Consider the following 14,556-nt stretch of genomic DNA (forward strand, 5'->3'; position numbering starts at 1 on the left):
CTTCGCTTTTATTACCACTTGGAGCTGTAAAATAGGCATAAGCATACTCGATCCCACTCTTGTCATCGGTTATTTCCGCTGTTACTGTAACCGAATCACCAGGCAGCATGGCTCCCTGTTCCACACTTACATGCAATACTTCAGGAGCCTCTGTGTCAGAATTTGCATCCCCAACTATGATGCTTGTGCTAGTATTTTCAGTAATTGTTGCCAGATCACTTTCATACAGAACTCTACTATTGTTCTCATTGTCTCTTACGAAAATATAGTCGAGATTCCAAGTTCCGCTTTCTTCATATTCACTGATAATGAATTCCCCTTCAAAGGTGTTCCCACTGATGCGCTTTAAAGTTACAACTTCGCTTTTATTACCACTTGGAGCTGTAAAATAGGCATAAGCATACTCGACCCCACTCTTTTCGTCAGCTATTTCCGCCGTGACAGTAACCGAATCGCCAGGCAGCATGATGCCCTGTTCCACACTTACATGCAATACTTCAGGAGCCTCTGTGTCAGAATTTGCATCCCCAACTATGATGCTTGTGCTAGTATTTTCAGTAATTGTTGCCAGATCACTTTCATACAGAACTCTACTATTGTTCTCATTGTCTCTTACGAAAATATAGTCGAGATTCCAAGTTCCGCTTTCTTCATATTCGCTGATAATGAATTCCCCTTCAAAGGTGTTCCCACTGATGCGCTTTAAAGTTACAACTTCGCTTTTATTACCACTTGGAGCTGTAAAATAGGCATAAGCATACTCGACCCCACTCTTTTCGTCAGCTATTTCCGCCGTGACAGTAACCGAATCGCCAGGCAGCATGATGCCCTGTTCCACACTTACATGCAACACCTCGGGAGCTTCCGTATCAGATTTCAATTCTATGTTACCGGCTTTCGTCCCCACAGTAATAATCTCTTCAACAGGTGAAGTCGTATTTCGGCTCGTTTCTGCGCGCTTCATTTCTATACCATTGGCATATGTCACTTCATAGGTAACCGTGTCATAGCCCTCTGTCCCTGCTTGCACAATCTGAGTTTCGCCTATCGGGATGGTGTTGTCTTCTTGAGTGATCGTTTCGAATGCCACTATATTTTCGGTAGCTGTCTCAACCTTCGTTTCGACTACTTTCGTTCCTATCGCCACGATTTCATTTACTGGCGCTATCGTGATTTCTGTATTGCTGAGTTCGCGGTTCGTTTCCACTCCATCCGTAAGGGTTACATTATAGGTGTTTGTTTTGGAACCATCCACACCCGGTTGGATCACTTTCGTCTCACCAACCAACAAACTCGCGTCTTCTTGGGTTGCTGTTTCATAAGGAATAGCTTCGGTGCTTTGTTCGGTTTTCGTCGTTACTATCGGCATCTCTTTCGTTCCGACGGCGATGACTTGATTAATTGGTTCTGTCGTGATTTCAGTATTACTTAATTTACGTTTTTTTTCTATTCCCTTTATGAAGGTTACGGTATAAGTGTTAGTCTTCAAACCATCCACACCGACTTGTGTGACTATCTTTTCGCCTATGTTCAATGTTGCATCCTCTACATAAACGGTCTCAAAGGGAGTTGTCACGGCTTCTTTAATTGTGGTTTTTTTCACCGCTGCTACTTCAGAGTTACTAGCCACGGGATGCTTTGTTGGTGATTCGTTCACTACAGGTTTCGCGATAATTACTTCAGTACCCTTATTCACAATTTTCTCTTTGTCGTTTTCTTTTTCGTCCCGAGATTCATTCTCGTATTTATAAGGTGCCACTTTTTCATAAGAGTTTAGTGGATCTACGGATACTCTATTTTTAACAGCAACTCGGTACCCTGACACAATCCCACCTAAAGTACTCCCCGAATAAATCAAATCCGGATTAGAAACATTGTTCATCAGTGCCAGTTGAGAAATAGGTATGCCCGTCGCTTGGCTGATTCCCCATAACGTGTCACCCCATTGAATTTCGTAGTCTTCACGATGGGAGTCTTGTTGCTGATCAATTTCGGCCTCTATTTCATCTACGTTATAGGCTACCCAACTGTCAGTCAAATCTGCTCGCCCTGAACGAGCATTTTCAACAGTGCTTGTAGTTTCTGACGCAACAGTGGTGGCTTCTGCAGCAGTTATCCCTATTCCTGATCCTACCATCGCCAAAGCGGATAAACCAACAGCTATCCATTGCGATTTAACCTTGCGCATAATTTTTCTCATAAGACGTCTCCTCATATTTTCGATTAGTACATTGCAAAGAAAAATGATGTCCCAACCGAATTTTATTATTGTAATTTTTTTTGGGCTAATTACGTGATAGGAAAAAATTATTCCCTTTACTCATCGTTGCTGACTCGCTAGTTTTTCCAGTTTTTTTTTTAATTTTAACGTTATCTGCGTTTATTATATCACTGAATATTTCCTATTCAATATGCACCATGTGAATATTCGTTCGAATCCTCAAATGATTTTGATAAGTTCATTTGCAATCTTCAATAACTATATTTGCGATGCTATCCAATAGATCAGCAACGTCGACAAGCAGCATGTTAAACGGTCAATGACTCAAATAAATCACCGTTTGAACTTACCAACATTTACTTCGAATTGAATCGTTTTCTGTCATGGACACAGCCGCTCGGAGCCTACGCTGATGGCAGATGACCGAACGAAATTATCGGATTTTTTCAGTTTCCCTGGAGCTGATTTTTCCCTACTTATCAGAATTATGTAGACTACAAAACCAGGCGGCCGCCTCATCCATTGTCGGAGAGGCGGCTGCCTGGTTCTTTATATTTTCTTGTCCAAGGAAGTTGGTTTAGCGATTTTTGTTTGCTGTTTATGATTATCTGAACCAATGACGGGTTATTCCCAACCATCCTCTTGATCCACCACTTCAGCCTCTTCCTCGATTTGAACATTCCGCACTTCTTCATCAGAATATATTTTCTAGATTCTTGAGTGGTAATCTCTGTTCGACAATTTGATCTGTGAGTTTCTCATCCAAATTATATCTCCATTCTATTCATTGTCAGTATTTTTTTTAGTTCCGTCACTTTCGTTTTTGCCGGTTTTCCGTTTGAACAGAATCCCTAGCACCTGCACGGCGATGAGCGGGGTTATTGCCGCAAGCGCGATCATACCGAGGCTTTCGGCCAAGAGGTTCTCCCTTCCCATGGCTTCGCCGGCTCCTTGTATGAAGGACAGGATGAATGTCGCCGTCATCGGTCCGGAAGCGACGCCTCCGGAATCGAAGGCGATGCTGACGAAAAGCGTCGGGGCGAAATAGGTAAGCGAAAGTGCCAGCAGGTAGCCGGGCAGCAGATAGTGCCATAGCTGGATGTCGGGAAAGACGATCCCAAGCATCACGAGCGCCACCGCCAAACCGATCACCACGGAAAGAACCGCCAGCACGACCTTTCTTTTCAAAAAACCATCGGTAAGTTCCTCGATTTGGTGCGACAGGATGTGGACGGTTGGTTCAGCCAGCACATTGACGAATCCCAACGCGAAGCCGATGACGATCAGATAAATTTTTTCGTCCAACGAGGCGATGCCGTATCCGACAGCTTTCCCGACTTCCATAAACCCGGCGTTGGCACCGAGCATGAACATAAATAATCCTGCATATGTCAGCATCAAACCGAATAAAATCCCCTTTTCATCCTGTTTCGACATGTCGAAAGAAATCCACTGGATCAGCAGAAAAATCAAAAAGATCGGCAACAGCACCACCATTACTTCCTTCGCAGTGATTGGCAGCTGTCCAATGAAGGGGGTAAGGACACCTTTTTCTAGGTTGCCAGCTGCCGTTTGGACCGCTGTGTCTGCACCGCTGCTTCCAAAAAGATCCATGACCATCACCGAAATGAGTGGGCCGATCGAAACGACACCGATTAAGCCGAAACCGCCTTTGCTGGAATCTTCGTTTTCCTTCTTCACCTGCGAGTTGCCCAACGCAATCGCCAGAATGAAGGGAATCGCCATGACTCCAGTCGTAGCGTTAGTGGCGTCGAATGCCAACAGGAAGACGGCGGCGTATAGCAGTGCCAGCATTTTGTAGAGCGAAAGGTTGTGGGAGATTCGGACCAGCCCCAACGAAAGCAACATGGCCGTTCCGAACGTTCCGGCGAATATGATTCCCCACTTGATCAGCACTCCTGATGTGAGCCAATCAAGCTGTTCTACTAGGAGATGCAGATCGGGTTCTGCGATGGTGATGATAAAACCAAGGGCCAATCCTGCACCGGCCAAAAATGAGAGGTCGTCAGGTTTGGAAACCGTTGCCCCCATGGCGTTGCCGATGCGGCTGACGCTCATGTTTGCCCCGTACAGAAAAATGGAAAGGCCGAAAACGATCAGCACAGCGCCGATCAGGAAACGGATGAGCTGCAAGTCGGCAAGCGGCGTCAAAGTGACGTGCAGCAACAGGACGATGACAGTGATGGGTAGGACCGCATACAGCACTTCCATAGCCTTTGACAGCAGCAGCTTCATCGGATTCACCCCCTCCAAAGGTTCCTTGAACAACGGCTGGTTTTTGTAAACAGCATTCCTATCATCAAAACCCGCTGAAAGGACAAAAGCTTGCCGTCGGTTCAGCGGGTTTATTTTGCATGTGTCTTGTTTTAGTTTCGGAAAAGCGTGGGATTTCGCCTTCACACAGGCCTATTCCTTATGATTTTGCGAATGCCATTTCTCCATATGTTCCGCATGCGTCTTCAGATAGGCGCCGGGGTTGTAGAACTTGTCGTAGAATTCCAGATCAAGGTGGTGCGCCTGCAGGAAGGTCACGATTGCCATCGTCGGGACGGTGGCGGGAAATTTGCCGAATGTGTCGAAGATGTATTGCGCCTGCAAAGCGACGCAAGCGATGAAGTCTTCATCGTGCACCTTCGCAGCGGAACGGACCTTTTTCGAATCTTTCCAAGGCCCTGGCGTATCCGGGTGGAACGGTCCGCCTGGCCCGAATTTGCGCTTCACGACCGCTTCGACCGCTGCCCGCATATCCGGATAATGCGGTGGGCAGAAGCCCTCCATGACGCCTTCCAGACCGGTGCCATTCGGAACGGACCAATCCTCGCGGGTATCGAAACGGAAGCCCAATCCGGGAACAGCCGGATCGCCGCTCGCGCCGAGGATGCTGAAAGGATTGATGCCGTCGTACATCCAGCCGCCCAAGCCCATCGCCTGCAACATCAAGGCTCCGGCATAACAACTGGCGGAAAGCTCGGCGGTGGCTTCGGTGAGCATCAGCTGCTCGGCGAATGCCAATGGGTAGACATTTTGCGGATCGATGATGTGACTGAACTCTTCGATGCCCGGGATGCTGCGCTTATTGATGTCATCGTAGAGGACAAAGCGGTTCTGAACCAAATAACAGAGTCCGAGGATGAGGTGCAGCGAGACGTCGGCCACAGGGATGACAAGGAGTGTCCCGGGTTGATTAGCCACCCATGTATTATGCGGCTCGACATGCGGCATTTCCGCCGGCACTTTCAGGCGCCCGTCCTGCAGTTGGGTGACATGCGCCTTCATGTCCGCCACCATTTCTTCGAAATTCAGCTCCCCGTCCTTTCCCCTTTCCGCAAAAGCCGGCTCATCACGGTTGTCCAGCACATAGACGCCTTCATCATCTGTGAAAAAGATCTTGCTCGTATGGAAACCGGCTGACGATGGGAAAGTGCGTCCGCTGGCGGCACCTGCGTAATTGGACAGCTGCGGAGCGTATTCCTTGGCGCGGTAGTGCATGTGATGCCAGCTCGTGTTACCACCGCAGGCAGCCACGACCAGCATTTTTTCCAATTCACTCAATGGTTCCGGTTCGAAACGGGATTTGTAGGCAAAGACGCCGTCCGGTATCTCTGCACCCCTGAAGAAGCGGCGGGAACGTCTTCCCAACAGGGCATCGACGAGGCTGAACGCCATCATGTCTTTGTACCCTGGCGGGGGATTTTGTTTAGCCATAACAAAGAACTTCCTTTCTTGATTGTTCAAAAAAGAGAAACTACGGTTGGCTCGTTTTGGATAGTTCGCTTTTGGACTGATTAAATCTTTCCGTTAATAAGGAAATCAACAATATCCCGTGCGATCAGGGTGGGTTCTTCCCAATAGAGCATGTGGCCCGACCCGGGATGCGTGATAAGCTTGGACCCTTTGATTGCTTCAGCGAGCGCGAGTTGGTCCTCATTCGTGATGATGGGATCCCGATCGCCCCAGACGATGAGCGTGGGTGTCTGGATTTTGGCAAGCTCGCCGGGAAAAGTTTCTTCGAACAGTCCGTTGCTAGTTTCCAGCCATACGCGCGCGGGCGCCTTCAGGTTTTCGGCTACCATGCTAGCCAAGGCTTCGGCAGGCGTCGGGCGGGAGAGGACACTCTCCGCAAAGCTTTTCACGAAATCGGGATCGAGCGGATCTTTCAGCACCGCAAACGGATTCGGCCGCCCTATCAGCGTGGCAGGTGAACCCAATAGGACCAGACCCGCCGTCCGTTCCGGATGCATTGCGGCGAAGCTGCGGGCTGTGAAACCGCCGCTTGAAGCCCCTACGATGACTGCCTTCGGGATTTGCATAGCATCCATGAACAGCAGAAGATTCTGTACGAAATCACGAGTGCGGTAACCGGTCGTTGGCCTGTCCGAATCGCCGTGTCCCCGTTGGCTCAAGGCGTAAGCATGGACGCTATCCGAAAGTTGCGCAAGCAGCGGCTCGAAAATGCACCAAGAATCTGCGATCCCGGGCAACAGGATGAGTGGCGTGCCGTAATCTGTACCCTGTTCGGCGTAGCTCAGGCGCAACCCGTTCGCCAGTTCGGCACTTTTTGCGATAAGTTCCATCGGGCACGTCCTTTCATTAAGATTGTTTTTTTAGCGTGCGCTAAGTTGCTGAAGTAGGTACACTTTTCTCATTCATTTTGGCTGACGATAATTTTTATGGTCGCTTTTCGGTTACCCAAGATGTCCTCAGACAGACCGATGATTTCCCCTTCTAATTCGAAGGAACCCGGTTTGTCCAATTTGCTGAGGATGGCGGGCGTCAGCTCTTCCCACTTGACCCATTGCTGCGTATCCGTGCCGTCGTTGTAGCGGAGCGTGACGTAGGATGGGGAACCGACGAGTTGGCCGTGGTCGATGTCATATTGGCCGGCCTCCATTGTGAAGGCCGCTTCATCCTGGGAGACTATTTTCAGTTTGTCGACTTGTTCGAAGTCTTCCGGCACTTTTTTCCAGACTTTCAGGTAGTCGATCTGGAACACCTTCGGATATGGCGCGGCCGGGTCAAACGGACCCACCCACCAATTCTCGCGCCCCTCATAGGCCGAAAGAATGGAAATCATCGGATAGACGACCTCGGCTTGGAACGTCCCGATTTCTTCGTCATCGAAATAAAAGACGAAGCCTTCCGGAGTCCATTCGAAAGTATAAATATGAAAGTCCGCGCTCAGATCGGTATCACCCACGTCATGGACGAAATGCTGTTCCCGCGCTGCCGGATCCCGGTGCGCGTAAAGCGAAGCCGTGACGACATTGCCGAAATTGAGGGCATTCTCGAAGACATCCACTTCCACATCCTGTTCCGGTGTGTCCTGGATCCCGACGAGCCACCAGGCGCACATGTTGCCGAGGCTGCTCATCATTTTTGCCCGGATTTCAAAGACGCCGTACTGCGAGATGAAGCCCATGAACGGCTCGATGTCATTGCGTACCTCCAGACCAGCCTTGAATTCGTGGAGCCCGGTCCGGTTGCCGGTCATCACGCTGGATGTGCGGACGGTTCCGTCGAACTCGGGATTCCACGGCTGCGTATCCTCGTTGATAATGAGATTCAGATTGCCGTTCGCCACCTCGTAGACGGCACGCGCGGCATCCATGTCCGGCGTCCAGGAAGCCAGATACTGGTCGTTCCAGATGGCAGGATCGAGCGGACTTTCGTCAAATTTCTCGTCGAAGATCAGCCGATAATCGCCGTTGTAGACCGGCATCGTGTATGCTTCATCCCCGATCGTCACCCACCGACTCAGACGGGATTCCAAAACAGCAGTTAAAGATGAAAAACCCGCCTGGCGGAAACCGAAAAAGATTGCCGCAGCGCAAATACAGCCGATCAGTACTTTCGTTGTTTTTTTCACAGTGGACCATCTTCTCTCGTGGGATTTGCTTGCGATGTTTGGATAATTGGGACTGACCGGAGTTGGAGTCAGTTTTCGCCTCCGGCGAGGCTTTGCTCATCGGAGTTGGTGCCTGTTTTGGATGGCTCAACTCCGGCGAAGCATTGTTCGTCGGAGCTGAGCGGCCATTGCTTGGCCGTCCTCCCGTGAAGAGACTTCTCGCCGGAGGACGGCTTCAGCGGCCGCATGCTTTCTTATGGCAGCCATTCGTAGTCTTCGGGCAGTTCGATGAGCTCGGGTGCAGCTTTGTCACTCACTTCGATCACATCAAGGTTGAACTCATTTTCCCCGGAGGTCGAGCGGATTCGTTTCAGGACATTGCCCTCGAAATAATAAAACATCCGGTCGCCATTTGCGGCGTAGTATTCTTCATAGATGAGGCCTTGGTCCTCCCAGCTGCCCACATACGTGTTGCCGATATCCCTGAACGGCGGCGCTTCGATGATGCCGTCTTCGTCCGCTTCTTCAGAAGGATCCGCACTTTCATTCTGCGCAATCGTCAAGTTCAGGTGATCAATCTGATAGGTCTGACCGTCCAAAGTGAGGTATGTCGTGTCTGTGTTCTCCCCGCTTATCCGGATGGCTTTATCCGCGCCGTCAATGGCGACTGTCATCGACCGTTCCTCCAGCTGATTCCCTGTGAACTCGCGGAAATGGTACTGCGCCACATACTGTCTGCTCGCAAAAATAGCGAAATAAGGATCTGCCAAATGGGTGCTGGCTACGCTTGTGTCGGCTTCTGCAGATGATTCGCTGTCGCTTCCGGCAGTTGACTCGATTGGTTCACTTTGGCTGCTTGCAGCGATACTGGTTAATTCGTCCGATGCAGTTCCCCCGTCTACCAGTCCGCAGGCGGTGGAAAATACAGCGATTGCCGTCAGCATACCTACTCCTACTAAAGTAATTTTTCTTTTCATTTATAAAACCTCCTTTAAGCAAGGCACAAGGTTCTAACTATTGTTCTGGCTTATATTTCCTTGTGTCCATTATACCCCGGAATAATTGTCGCCACTATGAAAAGCACTCCGTAATCATTTAGATAAAAAGTTGGCGAATGCGGGTGTCCGAATCATGTCGTATCATTTGCATCTGCCGCTCCATTGGGCGCACAATAGAAATGAAGGAACGAATTGTTTTGTGCGTGCCTGCAGCAACTATCTTATCCCTTTTCGTATGCCCTCAAGCAAAGGTGGTGGAAACAATGATGTATGTGATTGTCTGCTTTGTGGCCCTTGGCGCATCTTTTTTGACCCTTTTCTCCGGATTCGGGCTGAGCACGCTGCTGATGCCGGCATTCGCGCTGTTTTTCCCGTTGGAAGCAGCTATAGCCATGACGGCGGTCGTCCATCTGGCGAACAATGTCTTCAAGTTGGTGCTTGTGGGACGGAAAGCCGATAAGGAGGTACTGCTGAAATTCGCCTTGCCTGGCATCGTTGCGGCTTTCGTGGGCGCGTGGCTGCTGACCTATTTTTCGGAATTGCCGCCAATCGCAAGCTACGCAATCGGTCAGAGGGATTTCCAGATTACGGTGGTCAAGGTCGTCATCGGGCTGCTGATGATCGGTTTTGCCCTGATTGAGTTGCACCCGCGCTTCGAAAAGATGGCGTTCGCTGAGAAATGGTTGCCGCTGGGGGGCGCCATCAGCGGCTTCTTCGGCGGCCTGTCCGGTCATCAAGGTGCCCTCCGCTCCGCCTTTCTCAGCAAAGCGGGCCTCGAGAAGGAAGCCTTCATTGCGACCGGCGTTGCCGCTGCCTTCTTGATCGACCTTACCCGGCTTTCCGTTTATGCAAACCACCTGGGCACCATCGGCACGGATGCCGACTGGGCGTTGGTTGTAGCTGCAATAGTCGCCGCTTTTGCGGGCGCCTTCGTCGGCTCACGGCTTCTGCAAAAAGTTACCTTGCGGGTGGTGCAAATCATCGTGGGCGTTATGCTTGCCTTGGTTGGTGTTTTGCTCGCTGTCGGACTGATCTGAAGGCACTATTGGTTTATGAAGGAGGTAATGTTTCATGAACGACATCATAACCATCGCCTTGAAGGCATTTCCCGTCATCGCGCTTATAACGACAGGGGTTGTTCTGGAAAAGACCGCATTCATCAGCGCCGATGCCGTCAGAGGCATGAAAAAGCTGATTTTGAATCTGGCGCTGCCTTGTCTTTTGTTCCTGATTTTGTTGGATGCCGATCTGCAAGCGGACTATCTCTGGGGCTCCGTCGCTGTCTTCCTCACCTCCCTGTTGGCTTTATCGATGGGATTTTTGTTCAAGAAAATGTGGAAATCTTCCAATGCGTTCTTCCCGGCGGTCTATTCCAGCTTCGTCACCGGCATCATCGGCTATCCGCTCTTCATCTCCACTTTCGGCGCCGAGCATCTGTATAGATTGGCCATCCTCGATATCGGCAATCTAATATTCATCTTCATCGTGCTCTCTACTTTTTTGGATAAAGTCGGCTGCAACCAAACCGGCAGAAAAAGGATGAGCCTGAAGGATCAGGTCAAACATATCGTCAAATCCCCCTTCCTGATAACCACGATTTTAGGAATCCTAGCCTCTATGCTTGGAGGGCGGACGTTTTTACACACGAACCCTGCGACCTCCGCATTGGTGGCTACTGCGGGAATGCTCGCAGAAATCACCTTGCCGCTTATTCTGCTGGTGATTGGCTACGAACTCCACTTCGATTTGAAACAGCTCTTGGTTCCGCTCCCGGCAGTATTGCTGAGGATCGGAATGATGCTCTTGTTGGCCTATCTGCTGAACACTTTCGTCATCGACAAGCTGCTTGGCTTGGACCAGATGTTCCAGATGGCCGTCTACACGATGTTCATCTGTCCGCCCTCCTTCATTATTCCTGTATTCATCGAAGGCGATTGCCCCGACAAGAGCTTCATCATGAATTTCCTCTCGCTGAACGTCATCCTCTCCATCGTGACTTTTATTATTCTGATGACGGTGCTGCTTTGAGGGTCTGAACGGGCGGGAGTTTCCCAGCCAAACAGACTTTGGCGGTTTATTTCGGGCCGCACGATACTGATTTAGCCCGCCAAATCAGTTTTGGCGGGGAATTTTGAACTGTGCACGACAAAGAAACCCCGCCGAAACCGGTTTCGGCGGGGTTTTCCTTGTTTCATTCTGCTATAATTTATGGATTTCTTTGTCGACGCCATGGATAGCGACCCAATCATCATTGAAATCATCCACGGCTTTTTGGATAGCGGGCATGCCGAGGGATGCTGCCAGTACATCGGTGCCTACCGTCACAGCTTGGGCGCCGCACATTAAAGCTTTGTTCACCTGGCCAATGTTTTTGAAGCTGGCGCCCAGGATTTTGGTAGGGTAATTGCCAGCCGCAATCATTTGCGCAAAACCGCTGATGACTTGGCATGGGTCGATGTTCATGTTTTCCATGCGGTTAAAGTACGGTGCGATGTAATCGGCACCCGCTTCGATTGCATAGTAGCCTTGGATTTCGGTGTAGATAGCTGTCGCGGTGATGTTCACGCCTTCCGCCTTCAAGGCTTTCATCGCTTTCAGCCCTTCCATGTTCACCGGAATTTTTACGTAGACCTGATCATCGATTTCCGCAAGGATCCGGTGCGCGTCTTTGATCATCCCTTCAGCATCCATAGCGACGACTTGGACGTGCAAGCTGCGCTCCTTGCCAATAAAGGCACGGATCTGTCTCAAGTGGTCAAAGAATGCCACATCCCCTTCCTTCTTCAGGATGGAAGGGTTTGAAGTCACGCCGCATAAGGGTAGGGATTCCATCATTTTTGTGATTTCGACGATGTTTGCCGTATCGATCATAAATTCCATTCGTTCAGTCTCCTTTTCCGATTAAAATGTGTGTTCGGTTCTTTCGATGATGTCATCCTGCGTCGCCTTAGACAAAACCGTGAAGAAGGCGGAATAACCAGCCACACGAACGATCAAATCCCGGTGATTTTCGGGATGGGCTTGGGCATCCAATAACGTTTCCTTCGAAACGACGTTGTACTGGACATGGAAACCGTCCAGCTTGTTGAAGAAAGTCCGGATCAAGGCGATCAGTTTCATGGAATCCTCCGGTTTTGCCAAGACTTGCGGCGAAACTTTTTGGTTCAGCAATACGCCGCCGGTTATCTCACGGGTCGGCAGTTTTGCGACTGTTTTGAATACGGATGTCGGTCCATTCTTATCCATATTATGCGAAGGCGAACACCCTTCTGCCAACGGGGTACCGGCGTTGCGGCCATCCGGCGTCGCCATCGTGCCTTTCCCTTGGCCGACGTTGGCCGAGATGGAGGAGGTGCCGGCATAACGCAATCCGCCGATAGGGCCTTTGCCGTAGCGGTTGTTCGGATATTTTTTCACTTCATTGATGTAGGCGTTATAGGCATCGACGACCAGGCAGTCGACGTAATCGTCATCATTTCCGTACTTCGGCGCTTCCAGCAACAGGCGTTGGATTTCCAGGCCCTTTTCGCCGGCGAAATTGTTCATCAAGGCATCCCACAGTTCTTGGGCGGTCATCTTTTTGTCTTCGAACACAAGCTTTTTGATGGCAGCCAGCGAGTCCGCCAAGTTGGCGATGCCCACTTGCAGTCCGCTGATGAAATCGTAGACGGCGCCGCCTTCCTTCAATGTTTTGCCGCGGCCGATGCAGTCTTCGCAGAGCGCGGAAAGCAGGATATCCCCAGCCTGTTGCTCCAATACCGTATCAATTGCGTTTTCGATGATGACGCTGTGGCGGGTGATGGCTCGGATCGTTTTGTGCCAAGCGCGCGTCAAATCATCGTAGCTCTGCATTTCCGTGAAGTAGCCGGAGCCTTCCACCAACTGCTGTCCGGAAGCAGGATCGATGCCGTTATTCATCGCAATCAATAGTGTTTTCGGGAAGTTGATGAAGCTCATGCCGGTGCAGCGGTAACCCCATTTGCCCGGAACGGCGACTTCCACACAACCGATGGCCGAATAGTTGTAGGCATCCTCTTCCGCGATGCCGCGTTCGATGAAGGAAGGGATGATGATTTCATCGTTGTTGAAGGCTGGCATGCCGAAGCCTTGCTTCACGACTTCGATGCACTCCTGCATGAATTTGTTGTCGAGCCCACGGTGATAGCGGACAGTCAAGTTCGGTTGGGTCAGATGGCATTGCGCCACCGATTTCAGGATCATGTAGGACATCTTGTTCACGGCGTCCTTCTTGTCGACCGTCTGCCCGCCGATTGTTACGTTTTGATAAAGCGGTGAACCGGCGGAGTATTGCGTGTGCGACCAGCTTCTGATTTTGTTGATCGTCAGCGTTTTGATCCACAGATTGTTCAGCAATTCGATTGCGGCGTCTTCGGTCAGGATGCCTTTTTCCACGTCGCGGTCAAAATAAGGCTGCATATATTGGTCCATGCGTCCGTACGAAAGCGAATGGCCGTTGGATTCGATCTGCAGGACGAGGTGGACAAGCCAGATGCTCTGGATGGCTTCCTTGAATGTATCTGCCGGTGCGTATGGGACTTTGTTCAAGATCCGCGCCATTTCCAACAATTCCGCCGCGCGTTCCGGAGCGGCTTCCTGGGCTTTTTCTTCCGCCAAGTCGGCATAGCGCTTGGCAAAGTTTTTCGTGGACTCCGTTACGATCAGGATGCTTTGATAGAAATGGTATTTCTTTTGGTCTTCCGCTTTCGTCAAATCCAGCTTCGCCAACGCCGCACGCACGCGCGCTTCGTATTCTTTCAGCCCGAAACGGAGGAGATCGCCGTACTGCACCGCCACATGGGCATCTCCGGAAGTGATATTGCCCTCCGCTTTGATGATGCCGAGATCATAGAACAGTCTGCTTTCTGGCGGAATGGCGGCCAGACCCATTTCCTTGATCGTGTTGTGTTCCCAATAAGGGGCGATTGCGCGGAGCTGTTCTTTCGTTTCTTCCGTAATGTAAAAAGCATCGCCGTCGCGTTTGTCGAATTCGTCCAATTCCTTGACGACCCAATCCATTGCGTATTCAGGGAAAATCGGGGCCGAACGGTTCGCAGAAGCTTGGTTGCCCGCAATCATCGTTTCGTCTTCGATGTAGATGGTCATGTTTTCCAAAATATTCTTCAGCATGTGGGCCCGTTTGATCGGCATCGGTTTGTCCTGGTGCGCTTTGTAGCTTTCGGTTGTATAGATGGCTCTTTCCGCATCCACAAAAGGCTTGCTTTCCAAGACGCTTTCGCGGTAGGCGTTCATTCGGTCAGAGAGGGATCCAAAATAGTTTGCTTGTTTTTTAACGATCGGCGTTGCTGCGGTTGTTGCTTGCATCATGCTGACTCCCCTTTTCTATTGTTTCGTTCGAAACTAATAACACTTGCTTTCGAAATCATAATACCACCACCAGAAATGACTGTCAATCGATTTTGTGCGCAATGTATTAAAAATGTAAACCCCTT

General features: G+C 50.3%; 10 protein-coding genes. 2 read left to right on the top strand and 8 right to left on the bottom strand.

Features of this window, described 5'->3' with window-relative positions; translation table 11 throughout:
* The 6 genes from C7R73_RS03200 to C7R73_RS03225 all read right to left on the bottom strand — a co-directional run.
* Nucleotides 1-2,200, bottom strand: a 2,200-nt coding sequence (locus C7R73_RS03200) for a G5 domain-containing protein (RefSeq protein ID WP_161525854.1), incomplete at its 3' end; no start/stop codon positions are given.
* An 801-nt stretch (nucleotides 2,201-3,001) separates the two neighbouring features.
* Nucleotides 3,002-4,477 carry a DUF1538 domain-containing protein gene (locus C7R73_RS03205; RefSeq protein WP_106449365.1) on the bottom strand — a complete coding sequence of 492 codons (1,476 nt, stop codon included), beginning with the start codon at nucleotides 4,475-4,477 and terminating at the stop codon, nucleotides 3,002-3,004.
* A 171-nt stretch (nucleotides 4,478-4,648) separates the two neighbouring features.
* Nucleotides 4,649-5,947: a hypothetical protein gene (locus C7R73_RS03210; protein WP_106449100.1), complete on the bottom strand. Its 1,299-nt coding sequence runs from the start codon at nucleotides 5,945-5,947 to the stop codon at nucleotides 4,649-4,651.
* Between the two features lie 80 nt (nucleotides 5,948-6,027).
* On the bottom strand, nucleotides 6,028-6,816 hold the full coding sequence (locus tag C7R73_RS03215) for an alpha/beta fold hydrolase (RefSeq protein ID WP_106449101.1): 789 nt from the start codon (nucleotides 6,814-6,816) through the stop codon (nucleotides 6,028-6,030).
* A 68-nt stretch (nucleotides 6,817-6,884) separates the two neighbouring features.
* The gene (locus tag C7R73_RS03220) at nucleotides 6,885-8,108 is read right to left on the bottom strand and encodes a family 16 glycosylhydrolase (RefSeq protein WP_106449102.1); all 1,224 of its coding nucleotides are present in this window, start codon (nucleotides 8,106-8,108) and stop codon (nucleotides 6,885-6,887) included.
* A 233-nt stretch (nucleotides 8,109-8,341) separates the two neighbouring features.
* Nucleotides 8,342-9,064: a hypothetical protein gene (locus C7R73_RS03225; RefSeq protein WP_106449103.1), complete on the bottom strand. Its 723-nt coding sequence runs from the start codon at nucleotides 9,062-9,064 to the stop codon at nucleotides 8,342-8,344.
* A gap of 200 nt (nucleotides 9,065-9,264) precedes the next feature.
* On the opposite strand from C7R73_RS03225, the gene C7R73_RS03230 reads away from it, so the two are divergent.
* Nucleotides 9,265-10,122, top strand: coding sequence for a sulfite exporter TauE/SafE family protein (locus C7R73_RS03230; RefSeq protein ID WP_205076454.1), 858 nt, complete (start codon nucleotides 9,265-9,267; stop codon nucleotides 10,120-10,122).
* Between the two features lie 34 nt (nucleotides 10,123-10,156).
* A complete protein-coding gene (locus C7R73_RS03235; protein ID WP_106449105.1) occupies nucleotides 10,157-11,113 on the top strand; it encodes an AEC family transporter in 957 nt (318 codons plus the stop codon).
* A gap of 171 nt (nucleotides 11,114-11,284) precedes the next feature.
* On the opposite strand, the gene C7R73_RS03240 is transcribed toward C7R73_RS03235, so the two are convergent.
* Together C7R73_RS03240 and C7R73_RS03245 are read right to left on the bottom strand one after the other, a co-directional pair.
* Nucleotides 11,285-11,965 (bottom strand): fructose-6-phosphate aldolase, encoded by a 681-nt coding sequence (locus C7R73_RS03240; protein ID WP_106449106.1) that lies wholly within the window; start codon nucleotides 11,963-11,965, stop codon nucleotides 11,285-11,287.
* A 21-nt stretch (nucleotides 11,966-11,986) separates the two neighbouring features.
* Nucleotides 11,987-14,428: a glycyl radical protein gene (locus C7R73_RS03245; protein ID WP_106449366.1), complete on the bottom strand. Its 2,442-nt coding sequence runs from the start codon at nucleotides 14,426-14,428 to the stop codon at nucleotides 11,987-11,989.
* Nucleotides 14,429-14,556 lie beyond the last annotated feature (128 nt).

This window comes from Trichococcus alkaliphilus (assembly GCF_003008695.1).
Taxonomy (GTDB): Bacteria; Bacillota; Bacilli; order Lactobacillales; family Aerococcaceae; genus Trichococcus; species Trichococcus alkaliphilus.

Excerpts from the sequence above, each read along its gene's own strand:
- C7R73_RS03205 (WP_106449365.1), bottom strand. The coding sequence starts at position 4,477 with ATGAAGCTGCTGCTGTCAAAGGCTATGGAAGTGCTGTATGCGGTCCTA.
- C7R73_RS03210 (WP_106449100.1), bottom strand. The coding sequence starts at position 5,947 with ATGGCTAAACAAAATCCCCCGCCAGGGTACAAAGACATGATGGCGTTC.
- C7R73_RS03215 (WP_106449101.1), bottom strand. The coding sequence starts at position 6,816 with ATGGAACTTATCGCAAAAAGTGCCGAACTGGCGAACGGGTTGCGCCTG.
- C7R73_RS03225 (WP_106449103.1), bottom strand. The coding sequence starts at position 9,064 with ATGAAAAGAAAAATTACTTTAGTAGGAGTAGGTATGCTGACGGCAATC.
- C7R73_RS03230 (WP_205076454.1), top strand. The coding sequence starts at position 9,265 with ATGAAGGAACGAATTGTTTTGTGCGTGCCTGCAGCAACTATCTTATCC.
- C7R73_RS03235 (WP_106449105.1), top strand. The coding sequence starts at position 10,157 with ATGAACGACATCATAACCATCGCCTTGAAGGCATTTCCCGTCATCGCG.
- C7R73_RS03240 (WP_106449106.1), bottom strand. The coding sequence starts at position 11,965 with ATGGAATTTATGATCGATACGGCAAACATCGTCGAAATCACAAAAATG.
- C7R73_RS03245 (WP_106449366.1), bottom strand. The coding sequence starts at position 14,428 with ATGCAAGCAACAACCGCAGCAACGCCGATCGTTAAAAAACAAGCAAAC.